At 44.2% G+C, this 11,673-nt stretch carries 14 protein-coding genes and 1 riboswitch; of the genes, 9 read left to right on the top strand and 5 right to left on the bottom strand.

The annotated features are described in order from the left end of the window. Positions 1–394: 394 nt before the first annotated feature. Positions 395–499, top strand: a riboswitch (guanidine-I (ykkC/yxkD leader). A 2-nt stretch (positions 500–501) separates the two neighbouring features. The 7 genes from FN960_RS03350 to FN960_RS03320 all read left to right on the top strand — a co-directional run bounded on the left by FN960_RS03350 (position 502) and on the right by FN960_RS03320 (position 4,920). Further along, positions 502–918 carry a DMT family transporter gene (locus tag FN960_RS03350; protein WP_306461598.1) on the top strand — a complete coding sequence of 139 codons (417 nt, stop codon included), beginning with the start codon at positions 502–504 and terminating at the stop codon, positions 916–918. Further along, the gene (locus tag FN960_RS03345) at positions 905–1,219 is read left to right on the top strand and encodes a DMT family transporter (RefSeq protein ID WP_143846984.1); all 315 of its coding nucleotides are present in this window, start codon (positions 905–907) and stop codon (positions 1,217–1,219) included. Before FN960_RS03350 ends, FN960_RS03345 begins: the two co-directional genes overlap by 14 nt. A 140-nt stretch (positions 1,220–1,359) precedes the next feature. Continuing rightward, positions 1,360–1,647 (top strand): sporulation transcriptional regulator SpoIIID, encoded by a 288-nt coding sequence (gene spoIIID / locus FN960_RS03340; protein ID WP_143846942.1) that lies wholly within the window; start codon positions 1,360–1,362, stop codon positions 1,645–1,647. A 224-nt stretch (positions 1,648–1,871) separates the two neighbouring features. Beyond that, positions 1,872–2,876, top strand: a complete 1,005-nt coding sequence (locus tag FN960_RS03335; RefSeq protein ID WP_143846941.1) for a rod shape-determining protein — start codon at positions 1,872–1,874, stop codon at positions 2,874–2,876. A gap of 18 nt (positions 2,877–2,894) precedes the next feature. Continuing rightward, positions 2,895–3,695 (top strand): flagellar hook-basal body protein, encoded by an 801-nt coding sequence (locus FN960_RS03330; protein WP_143846940.1) that lies wholly within the window; start codon positions 2,895–2,897, stop codon positions 3,693–3,695. A gap of 27 nt (positions 3,696–3,722) precedes the next feature. Further along, a complete protein-coding gene (locus FN960_RS03325; RefSeq protein ID WP_143846939.1) occupies positions 3,723–4,535 on the top strand; it encodes a flagellar hook-basal body protein in 813 nt (270 codons plus the stop codon). A gap of 34 nt (positions 4,536–4,569) precedes the next feature. Continuing rightward, positions 4,570–4,920, top strand: a complete 351-nt coding sequence (locus FN960_RS03320; RefSeq protein ID WP_260681904.1) for a DNA-directed RNA polymerase subunit beta — start codon at positions 4,570–4,572, stop codon at positions 4,918–4,920. A gap of 460 nt (positions 4,921–5,380) precedes the next feature. Here FN960_RS03320 and FN960_RS03315 read toward each other — a convergent pair whose 3' ends face one another. The 5 genes from FN960_RS03315 to FN960_RS03295 are packed head-to-tail and all read right to left on the bottom strand — an operon-like array spanning position 5,381 to position 8,988. After that, positions 5,381–6,169: a hypothetical protein gene (locus FN960_RS03315; RefSeq protein WP_143846938.1), complete on the bottom strand. Its 789-nt coding sequence runs from the start codon at positions 6,167–6,169 to the stop codon at positions 5,381–5,383. After that, positions 6,166–6,864, bottom strand: a complete 699-nt coding sequence (locus FN960_RS03310) for an ATP-binding cassette domain-containing protein (protein ID WP_185970890.1) — start codon at positions 6,862–6,864, stop codon at positions 6,166–6,168. The genes FN960_RS03315 and FN960_RS03310 overlap by 4 nt, the downstream gene beginning before the upstream one ends. Continuing rightward, on the bottom strand, positions 6,851–7,240 hold the full coding sequence (locus FN960_RS03305) for a GntR family transcriptional regulator (RefSeq protein ID WP_260681903.1): 390 nt from the start codon (positions 7,238–7,240) through the stop codon (positions 6,851–6,853). The genes FN960_RS03310 and FN960_RS03305 overlap by 14 nt, the downstream gene beginning before the upstream one ends. Positions 7,241–7,269: 29 nt before the next feature. Continuing rightward, on the bottom strand, positions 7,270–8,070 hold the full coding sequence (locus FN960_RS03300) for a DUF2705 family protein (RefSeq protein ID WP_143846936.1): 801 nt from the start codon (positions 8,068–8,070) through the stop codon (positions 7,270–7,272). Beyond that, positions 8,071–8,988, bottom strand: a complete 918-nt coding sequence (locus FN960_RS03295; RefSeq protein WP_143846935.1) for an ABC transporter ATP-binding protein — start codon at positions 8,986–8,988, stop codon at positions 8,071–8,073. It lies immediately after the preceding gene. 171 nt (positions 8,989–9,159) lie between these two features. On the opposite strand from FN960_RS03295, the gene FN960_RS03290 reads away from it, so the two are divergent. Beyond that, positions 9,160–9,996, top strand: a complete 837-nt coding sequence (locus FN960_RS03290; protein ID WP_260681902.1) for a sugar phosphate isomerase/epimerase family protein — start codon at positions 9,160–9,162, stop codon at positions 9,994–9,996. Between the two features lie 318 nt (positions 9,997–10,314). Then, positions 10,315–11,664: a TRAP transporter large permease subunit gene (locus FN960_RS03285; RefSeq protein WP_143846934.1), complete on the top strand. Its 1,350-nt coding sequence runs from the start codon at positions 10,315–10,317 to the stop codon at positions 11,662–11,664. The last annotated feature ends 9 nt before the right edge of the window (positions 11,665–11,673 follow it).

The raw sequence follows: 11,673 nt of genomic DNA, 5'->3' as shown, positions 1-11,673 counted from the left end.
AGAGCAATACCAAGAGCCAGAGCCCGATACCCAGAAAGAAGCCCCGCATACCAAGAGGAACCAGAGCAATACCAAGAGCCAGAGCCCGATACCCAGAAAGAAGCCCCGCATACCAAGAGGAACCAGAGCAATACCAAGACCCGGAGCCCAATACCCAGAAAGAAGCCCGGCATAGCAAGAAGAACGAGCGCAATACCAAGACCCAGAAAGAAGCCCTGCATACCAAGAAGAACCAGCCTCCCACCAAGACCCAGAGCACGATACTCAGAAAGAAGCACCGCCTACCAAGAAGAATCCGCCCCATACCAAGCCCCGGAGCACATACCCAGAAAGCCCCCCCACCCCCCAACCCAAAAACTTGATCCCTCACCCTCTATAAGCTATAATCAACCTATAATAAGTTCCCTAGGGTTCCGCAGAGGCTATTAGCTCTGGTCTGGTCCGAGAGGGGGCGCGCGGTCGGATGGCTGTGACACGGAGGGATAAAAGCCCGGGAGATCTTTGCACAAGAATGTGCGGACATCTTCCGGGCTTTTTTGTGCGTATATGAGAGGTGAGAGCATGATGGGTAAGAATTGGTTGTATGTGGTGATTGGTGCGATGTTTGAGGTGGGCTGGGTGATTGGCTTGAATCGGGCGGGGACGTTTTGGCAGTGGGCCGTGACGGTGCTTGCGATTGTTGTGAGTTTTTTGCTGCTTATTCAGGCGACGAAACGGCTGCCGGTTGCGACAGCCTATGCGGTGTTTGTAGGCCTTGGTACGGTGGGGTCCGTTGCGGTGGATACGCTTCTTTTTGGGCAATCTCTTCCGCCACTAAAGCTTCTATTTATCGTTACGTTATTAGTGGGTGTGATAGGACTTAAGATGGTGACCAAAGAGGTCGATACAGGGGGTGTACGTGAAAATGGCTTGGATTAGTGTAATTATCGCTGGGCTTTGTGAGTTGTTTGGTGTGACGATGATGAATCAGCTTAAACAGAAAAAAAGTCTCGCACCCCTCATAGGTTTAATTGTGGGCTTTGCTTCTAGCTTTGTGCTTTTATCGTATGCCATGAATTCTCTACCGATGGGGACGGTCTATGCGGTTTGGACTGGGATCGGAGCGTTTGGTGGAGCGGTTGTAGGGATGATTTTTTATGGGGAATCTCGAAATGGATTGAGGTTGTTTTTTATTAGTTTGATCTTGCTTTCCGTTATTGGTCTTAAAGTCGTAAGTTAACAGATTTATACAGGCTGGGTGTTGCCGGACAGGCTAACACCGTCAAAACCGCGCTCGTCCTTATAATAAGGTGGTATATCTATATCTACTCTCTAATAAACTGTACCAATCACCAACACAGAATTAGGGAGGCGAGTCGTGTGCATGATTACATCAAAGAGCGAACTATCAAGATAGGCAGGTACATTGTTGAGACTCGAAAAACGGTGAGAACGATAGCCAAGGAGTTTGGAGTCTCAAAAAGTACCGTACACAAGGACCTCACGGAGCGTCTGCCCGAAATTAATGCGGAGCTAGCGAATGAAGTGAAGGATATACTTGAGTACCACAAATCTATTCGCCACTTACGGGGTGGTGAGGCAACAAAAGTAAAATATCGGAAGACGGTAGATGTATCGGATCATTTAATTGTAAAATCTCGTCAATAATTTTCCCCAAAATCGTCCCTGACCGAGCATATTATGATAAAATCTACAATTAGGTATATAGGCCTGTCAATCTAGACTCGAGCACGATATGAGTACTGCCCCAGCACTATGCATGATTGCAATTCTGTAAGGGTGACTCAGTAAGATGCTGGTAATAAGAGACGATAGCCTTTAGAAAATTGTAAATGATGACATAATGTTCATATCACAGGGAGGAACGTATCATGTTTGGTCGAGATATTGGAATTGATTTAGGAACAGCAAATGTATTAATTTTTGTTAAAGGAAGTGGAATTGTCCTAGATGAGCCATCTGTTGTGGCTATGGAAACCTCTACAAAACGCGTACTCGCAGTAGGTGAGGAAGCATATCGGATGGTAGGACGTACTCCTGGGAATATTGTTGCACTTCGCCCTATGCAGGATGGTGTCATTGCTGACTTTGATTTAACGGAGTCTATGCTTAAGCACTTTCTAGATAAGATTAAGGTGAGAAGCATGTTTAGTAAGCCTCGCATCTTAATCTGTTGCCCAACGAACATTACGTCTGTTGAGCAAAAGGCGATCCGTCAAGCAGCTGAAAGAAGTGGTGGTAAGGATGTCTATCTAGAAGAAGAGCCAAAGGTAGCAGCAATTGGCGCGGGCATGGATATTTTTCAGCCAAGTGGAAACATGGTCATTGATATAGGCGGTGGAACAACAGATGTTGCTGTTCTTTCGATGGGTGATATCGTCACCGCCTCATCCATAAAAGTAGCTGGGGATCGGTTTGATTCCGAGATTTTGACCTATATCAAAAAAGAGTACAAGCTCTTAATTGGTGTACGCACAGCTGAAAATATTAAAAAAACCGTGGCAACAGTTTTCCCAGGCGGACGTCAGGAGGAATTGGAAATTCGCGGTCGTGATCTAGTGAGTGGTCTTCCACGGACGATTACAGTAAAAACCGATGAGATCCAAGGGGCATTAATTGAATCAGCGGCTTATATTGTCCAAGCTGCAAAAGAAGTTTTAGAAAAAACACCACCAGAGCTGTCAGCAGACATTATTGACCGCGGCGTTATTTTAACAGGTGGGGGAGCGTTGCTTCATGGAATTGACCAGCTTCTTGCTGAGGAGCTAAAGGTTCCTGTACTTGTAGCAGAGGATCCAATGCACTGTGTGGCTAAAGGAACAGGCTTAATTTTAGAAAATCTAGATAAAATGGTGAAAAAACGAGTACGCGCATAATCCGAGAGGAGAGAGTAGATGCTACGAGGTTTATATGGCGCAGCGGCGGGAATGCTTACGCAGCAACAGCGTCAGGAGTTATTGACGAACAACATGGCCAATGCGAATACACCGGGATATAAAGCGGATCAATCCAGCATTCGTTCATTCCCTGAAATGCTACTTCAAGCAAGAAATGCTCAGTCGGTTACTGGAAGAGGTTATCAGGTTGGCAGTATTTCAACCGGTACCTATCTGCAGGAGGTACTGCCGAATTTTCGTCAGGGCTCGATTGTGGAGACGGGGAACGGAACAGATCTGGCGTTAATTGATGGCGTATTGCCAGAGGGTGAGAACGGGCAGCGAGGCATGCTTTTCTTTGCGGTTCAAGGAGATGACGGGCAAGCCCGTTATACCCGCAATGGTCAATTTGCAGTCAGTGACTCAGGCCAGCTTGTCACAACAGAGGGTCATCCGGTGTTAAATACAGCGGGTGAGACCATTCAAGTGGAAGATGAAGAGTTTATCGTTAACGAGTCGGGCATCGTGACAAGCTCTGCCGGGGCCAATCTAGGCCAAATTGGCATAAGCTATGCGGAGAACCCAGCTGAACTAGTGAAGGAAGGCAATGGCTTGGTACGCGCGGAGGAAGAGCTTCCTGCTGCGGCATTTGATTATCAAATTAGGCAGCGTTTTATAGAGCAATCTAACGTGGATGCCAACCAGACGATGACGGAAATGATGAGTGCCTTACGTTCCTTTGAAGCCAACCAAAAGGTCCTACAGGCGTATGATCAAAGTTTAGATAAAGCCGTGAATGAAGTAGGAAGAATTGGCTGATCGACAGCCGAATAAAGGAGCGTATGCATGAATATTTCATCTAATATTGCCTCGGGGACAATGAGACAGCTTCAAAGTAAGCTTGATATCATTTCGCATAATGTGGCAAACAGTGAAACCACTGGCTTCAAAAAGCGTGATGTCTCGTTCTCGGACCTCTTGCATCAGGAATATTCTAACCAACCAACGGAGGGCAACCGATTAACCCCTCCAGGACTACGTGTTGGCTCAGGAGCAAAAATTGCCCAAACACGTCTATCAAATGAACCGGGCATTGCGATGCAGACCGGACGAATGCTTGATTTTGCGCTGACAAACGGCTATCATTTCTTTCAGGTAGAAAGAAACGATAACGGAGCTTCGGATACAAGGCTGACTCGAGAGGGTGCCTTCTTCCTAACGGAAAATCCAGCGAATCCAGAAGAGCTAGTGATAGCGAATGAAAATGGATTCTATTTACTTGATGCGAATGGCGAACGAATGACGGTACCCTATACATTTGAATCCCTTCAGTTGATGGCAAATGGTCAGCTTGAAGCGCGACTTCAGGATGGAACGGTTGCCGCCGTAGGCCAGATTGGGCTCATGCAGGTTGCCAAGCCACAGCTTCTTGAAGCGGCAGGGGAAACAGATTTCCTGATGCCAGATGGGGAGAACCGCATGCAAGCCATCGCGGCCACAGACCAACTTGTTCAACAAGGAGCACTTGAGGGTTCAAATGTTGATATGGCTAAGGAAATGAGTGACTTAATCCTGACTCAGCGCCACTATCAGTTTAATGCCCGTTCCTTATCCATCGCCGACGAGATGTCAGGTCTTATCAATGGAATCCGTCGCTGATAGGTAACGAAGCTCACCGACTGGAGAGAGACGCATGAACAATGATCAAGCGAAGAACACAGATCAGAAGCTGGACGTTGAAGCTTCTGACACCAAAGCAAAGCAAACCAAAGCCAATCCCATGAACCGTGCGGAGATTCGTAAGGCAAAAGCAGAGCAAAAAGCTGCCCAAAAAGCCGAGGCCGAACCACGCACAAAAAAAGGTCGGATCCGCATCCTGCCTATTTGGCTACGTTTATATATTATCCTCACCCTCATCGGAGCCTCTCTATTCCTTGGAATGATGATAGGCTACGGAGTCATCGGCGGCGGTGACCCATTCGATATATTCAAACTAGAAACCTGGTATCACATCGTGGATTTGATGTCAGGAGTGGAAGACTAACGCGAAGAGCGTTAGTCTTTTTTTGTTGGGGGGATGGGATGGGGGATCAGCGGTGGTTCCCTTTAGAAGCTATCGTTTCACATAGGGGCCCATCGTTTCAAAGTGAGGACCTATCGTGTCACTCGGAGGTCCATCGTTTCAAAATGAGGACCTATCGTTTCACATAGAGGCCCATCGTTTCAAAATGAGGACCTATCGTTTCACATAGAGGTCCATCGTTTCGAAATGAGGATCTATCGTTTCACATGGGCGTCTATCGCGCCAATCCAGAGGTCCATCGCTCCAATTAAGGTTCCATCGCACCAATCCGGAGGTCTATCGCTCCAATTAGGCTTCCATCGCACCAATCCAGAGTCCCATCGCTCCACTTTAGGATCTATCGCACCAATCCAAGTTCCATCACTCCACCCCCTACCAAAAAAAAGAGAGCCTCGGCTCTCTTTCCATACTACTCACTTTTTTAAATCTCAACCTTCCTAGCAAGATACCACCAACATAACCAGTATGTTATAACGTAGAATATGATCTCAAAGATTTGGCCGCTAACATAAAGGAAGGGCTCCGCTTCTTCTGGACCTAAGAACATAGAGAAGTCTCCTTCAGAGAAGGTAATATGCTCTAAGCTTTCTAGATACACAGGGCCTTGCTCTAGAAAAGCAGGAGGATCAAAGGCTGAGAACCATGGAATGAAGATGATATAGACAAACGCGATCAAGCCTGCAAAGATCCACCCTTTCCAACCTCTCTCTCCTTTAATCATAAATACAATAAGTAACACCGGTATCGATCCTGCGATCGACGCATAAATGATCATGATTATAGCAAACAAGTATAGTGATGGAGGGAATTGACTGAGAATATGGTAAGTCCCTTCATGGATAATTGTATACGAGATGAGCCCCGAGGCCATCCAAAGGATTGAGCTAATTAGAAAGGTATAGATGATACATAGTAGAATAGAAATCAGCTTGCTCCATAATTTTGTATGAACAGAGCCAGGTAGCATAAGCCAATGGGCTGCTGTTTTCATTCGCCACTCTCGCCATACTGAGAAAATGGGAAGTAAAAAGGCGATCACAACATTTTGTATAAGAAAAAAGGTTAGAATACCAATATAAAGCATTTCGCCGTAACGGAAGGATAGTCCAATAAAGGTTAACACAATCAATAAGGCAATACCTGTATATCCAATCATCAGCGGCATCTGCAGCCTTAAATCTCGTTTTAAAAGGGTAACAAAAGAGGTCATTGGTTTACCTCCTTAAAGATTTGTTGAATGGTTTTGCCGTGTTCTAACCGCATCTTCTCTAGATCCTCTGTAAAGTAAACGAGACGAGAGTCCTTTATGATGATTAGACCGTCAATTAAAAACTCAATTTCATCATACTCATGAGTGGCGAAAATAATAAGGCGCTCTTCATCTAAGGTAAAAGTAGAGAGCAATTGAACCAAGTCTTCTTTTTTGTTGGTGTCAATACCAGATAGAGGCTCATCCAATACCAAAATGGGCGCAGGGTTTGCCAAAGTTAGGATCAAATTGAATAGGTTACGATGTCCTTTAGATAGGTTTTTTATTTTCTGATCAACGGATAGGCGAATGGTGTTGAGCATGTCGTAGACGCGGTCCACCTGAAATCCGGTAACCATTTTTTGGTGAAAGTCCACCTGATAGGCAATGGTTGAGAAGCCATCAAACGCCTCTTGATCGGATAAATAAGCAATTTGACTTCGGCGCTCTTCGGCATTCTTTTTTCCATTTACCTCAATGGTTCCTTTTGTGGGTCTGGCGAGTCCGCTAATCAACCGCAGCAGGGTGGATTTTCCGGTGCCATTTTCCCCGATTAATCCATAGATGCGGTTTCCTTCGAGGGTCAGAGTCAAATCCTCAATCACTTTCTTTGAGCCATATGACTTAGACAGATTCTTGATTTCAATTTTTTGCATGCGAGTCACCCTCCTGCCCTGCGAGTAACGCATCTACATGTTCTTTTATCTGATCGTTCGTAAACCCGAGCTTATGCAAAAACTCAACAAGCTCTTCTATACGGCTTTTGGCTAATCTAATGCGAAGCTGCTTCACGATTTCCTCATCCTCCGTTACAAAGGTCCCCTGACCACGTTTAGTAAAGGTCACACCATCACGTTCCATTTCTAAATAGGAACGCGACGCGGTATTTGGATTCACACGCAGCAATTGGGCGGTTTCCCTGACTGAAGGGAGTTTTTCTCCGGGAGGGAGCTCCCCATTGCTGATTTTTTGATAATAATATTCGGCAATTTGCCGGTATATGGGTTTTGACGGGTCAAACTCAATCGTCACTGAGATCCCATCCTTTCTTCGTTCGCTTTCTATGATAATACATCTTTCTTATGGAACACGAGATGAGCTGCCACCAACAAAGCTACGGAGTAGAGGGCAATCATGGTGAGAGAGAATCCGAGTGTCATGCCCTCGATTAAAGGGCCGCCTGCGTATTGAATCAACTCATTCTCGCTGTAGTACTGAAGGTTGAGGTTAGGAATAATTAAAAATTTTGACCACTCAAAGCGCTGGACGAACAGCATCAACACATTGCCTGTAAAATGCAACACAATGACAGCTGAAAGTGAAATCGCTGTACTTCTAGTCAGAATCGCCAAGCAAAGAGCCATGGCCTGATAAAAGAATAGCATTGGCATCCTATAAAGAACAAGCTGGGTTAAGGTAGAAAGGGATTCGCCAAACGTTGTGTTATTCTCAAAAAGAATGGCCCCTACTATCCAACTTAAAAAGGACAAGGCAATCAGGACTGCAAAGGAAGCAATATAAACCATGACCCACTTGGATAGTAAGATCTGCGCTCTTGAAACAGGGCGTATGAGTAACTGCTTCATCGTCCCATTTTTGTACTCACTCACCACACCTGATACAACCATCACGGTGCTAAAGACCAACACAAAAACAAACAAGGTATCAACCGCACCAGTAGCAAATTCTAGCGAACCAACTGCTGGAACGGGGACAGCATCTTCACCAAAATCATAGTTATTAAAAAATAGAGTCGCGCCAGCCCCGAGCAGCAGTAACCCAACCATCACTGAGCTAAAAATAATAAACTTATTACGGTGGTAGGCCTTCATCCATTCATTTTGGAGTAATGATACAAACATTTATTTCACATCCTTCCCTGTAAGCAGGTGGTACGTGTCCTCAAGTGATTTCTTAGAGGAAACATGATAAACCTCAATATTCTCCTGCACGAGCGCAGCCACAATGATCGGAATTTGATTTACCGTAATGCTTTCCACAATACAGCGATGATCCTCAATCCGAACATTTCCATACTGAGCAAGAAAGTCACTAGCTCTTTCCATCTCACTGAGCTCAAAAACTACAGTTACCTCTTGTTCACCGCCACGATCACTCTCATTAATGGCAACTTCATTCACGACCTGCCCCTTTTTAATAACAATCGCACGATCACACATCAGCTCGACCTCAGATAACAGGTGAGAGGAGACAAGAATGGCGACATTCTCTTTCTGCGCGAGATTCTTTAAGTACTCGCGTAGCTCGCGGATCCCCTTTGGATCAAGACCATTTGTTGGCTCATCTAAAATCAATACCTTTGGTTTGTGCAACATCGATAAAGCAATCCCAAGTCTCTGCTTCATTCCAAGCGAATAGGTTCTCACTTTTTTATCAATCGCATGGTCAAGTTCGACCATCTTCACAATTTCATCAATGCGCGAGGCGTCCACCTTGTCACGAGTCATTTTTGCAAAGTGTATTAGATTCTTACGCCCACTTAGATAATCATACAGATCCGGGTTCTCCACAATGGCCCCAATTTGCGCTAATGCCTCTTCCCGGTCCGTACGAATACTGAAGCCGCCAATCTTAACATCACCCTCATCCAGACTAATGAGACTCACAATCATACGGATCGTAGTCGTTTTTCCTGAACCATTGGGCCCTAAAAAGCCATAGATTTTCCCTGGCTCCACACTAAAAGACATGTTATCAATGATCTTTGTCCTACCAAGGGTTTTACTAACATTCTCTACAATTAGCGGAGAATCACTCAAGTGCTCAGCTCCTTTTTGTTATGGTGTATTAATCACATAGTACACTATGATAGTCTATGTAGCAAACAAATCATTTCTAAAAACAGCAACATTGTATGTGTTTTTAGCAGAATCATTCATTCTAGTAACCAGGATCACAGCGGTACAATACACATGATAGGAGGCGAACCAATGACTCAACCTAAACCTAAGCAACCGAAGCGCTTGGAAGTGATCATGTCATGGTGGGGAATGAATGGTCTGTTTGAAGATGAGAAGGGAACGGAGGAAAAAGTACATCTCATTGCAGAGGCAGGCTACGATGGGATTAACGGCTTTTTACCGGATGAAAGAGAAGCGGAGCAATGGCATAGATTATTGGACCAATACAATCTTTCCTTCAGTGTAAATGCGTATCCCAAAACGGTACATGATTTAGAAATATTTCTTAGAAGTGCTCAAGAATTTGGAAAAGTAGATTTCATTAATGTTCAAGTGATGAGACCTTTTCTTATAGGAGAGGAAGCAGTAAAATTACTTGATGGTATGGTTAGAATAAGTCGATCCATAGGAATTCCAGCGTACATAGAAACCCATCGCGGGACGATTACGCAGGATTTGATTCGCACGGCAGAGTATGTTCAATGTTTACCTGAGCTTAAGCTGACAATTGACCTTTCGCATTATATCGTTGCTGGAGAAATGCATACGATATCGGAAGAGGCGGAGGAGAAAATCCAATCATTACTTACGCAAACTACAAGTATTCACGCTAGAGTTTCAAATGGTGAGCAAATACAGGTTGATATAGATGAAGCAAATCATCAAGTGCTAGACCATTTTAAACGCTGGTGGCTGACAGGAATGCGTAATTGGAACGTCCATTCAGAGGATGAAGTATTACCATTTGTATGTGAACTGGGGCCACCTCCTTATGCAATCAAAGTTGGAGGCACTGAACCAGGTGATAGATGGTCACAGAGTTTAGAGTTTGCGCGTATTGCTCGGTCTTTGTGGGATCAGGTGTAAGTGTGAAGTGATCAGTTTGTGTTTAAGGCCCGCACCATTTAGATCAAATTTATTGTCATACTTTAAATAAGAGATTAGCCAACTTTGGCTAATCTCTTATTTTGTATAGAGTGCATAAGTTGGCTTTTCTTTTGGGCACTATAAATAGTTGAATGTCTTGAGTGATCCTCGATTTATTCCTTGTCACCTATTTCCAGAAAATATTTTAAATGAATACGTTTACATTTTTGAATAAGGATGATAGACTGACTAACATGTAATATTTATTACTAAAATAAATTAAAAAGTAATAATTAGTACTTGGGAGGAGTTGATTACATGGGTACTGCGGTTTGGGCACTAATTGCATTCATCGTTGTAGTATTAATTTGGGCCATTTTTACAAAACGTAATATTGGCGAAGCTATGATACTAGGCTTTATTATGACTCTTATTTTTTCGGGAAGTCAGGCTTTTGATTTATTTTTACCTAGTTTAATGACAGGGCTTACACACTCCGTTGTCTTTGCAACATTAGCCTTTATTTTTATGGCACAGTTAATTAACTACACAGGCCTTATAGGAAGGATTATTCAGATTCTAAATTCACTGCTTGGTCGTTTGCCAGGCGGAGCAGCATATGTAAATACGTTAGGGTCAGGGTTATTTGCTCTTGTTGCAGGGTCCGGTTCAGGGATTGCGGCAACAACGGGCTCCATAACCATCCCTTGGATGGAGCGTTCGGGCTGGCGTAAGGAGCATGCAGCGTCAGTTGTAGCGGGGAACTCGGGGTTTGGAAGTATTATTCCCCCAAACTCAACCATGTTTATTATGTTAGGGTTTGCACCTGTTGCAGCAAGCGTAGGTCAAGGGGACTTATTTATCGCATTATATGTAGCAGGTCTTTACGCATTAATCCACCGTGTTGTGGTTGTTTATATCATGACAAAGAAATATAACATTCAGCCTGTTCATGCTGATTTGATTCAGCCCATAAGTAAGTCATTTGCTGAAGGATGGACGTCTTTACTTATTTTCTTAGGTATTATCATCCCGCTTATTATTAATTTCGGACCGCTTGCTAACTGGTTCACGTCAGTGGATAACATTGGTGAGACGGCGATGGATGCCATATCGTTTATTGTTTGGGTTCCAGTCTTTATGATTATTTTTACATTACTAGTAGGTCGTAATCATTTGCCTAAAGGAAAAAGCCAATGGACCAAATTCTTTGAAGAAACGGCGCCAGCTTATTATGTCATTGGTCCGGTCTTAATCTTTACATTTGCGACGAGTGCTGTTCTTAATCAAATGGGATTAACAGATCAGCTGCAGGCGTTAATGACTTCTTTTGCAGTACCAAAATGGCTAATGATTGCAATTGTAGGCATCATTATTACCTTAGTGGCTACACCACTCGCTACGTCAGCCACGATTGCAACGATTGGACTTGCCTCGTTTGGTGCATTAACAGCAGTTGGAGTGGATCCACTACTCGCTGTTGTAACCATTATGATGTTTGGTGCAACGGAAGGTAGTACACCAACTTCAGGACCAATTTATGTCGCAACAGGAATGGCGCGGGTAGCACCAGAAAAGACGTATATGCCATTGCTTTTGTATTACACGCTTCCATTAATGATCATAAGCTGGTTGATAGGTATGGGCATTATACCTATCCCATTGTAGGAGGGATAT

This window comes from Alkalicoccobacillus porphyridii, from assembly GCF_007293315.1.
GTDB classification, from domain to species: domain Bacteria; phylum Bacillota; class Bacilli; order Bacillales; family Bacillaceae_D; genus Alkalicoccobacillus; species Alkalicoccobacillus porphyridii.
This window is presented reverse-complemented; position numbering and strand designations above follow the sequence as displayed.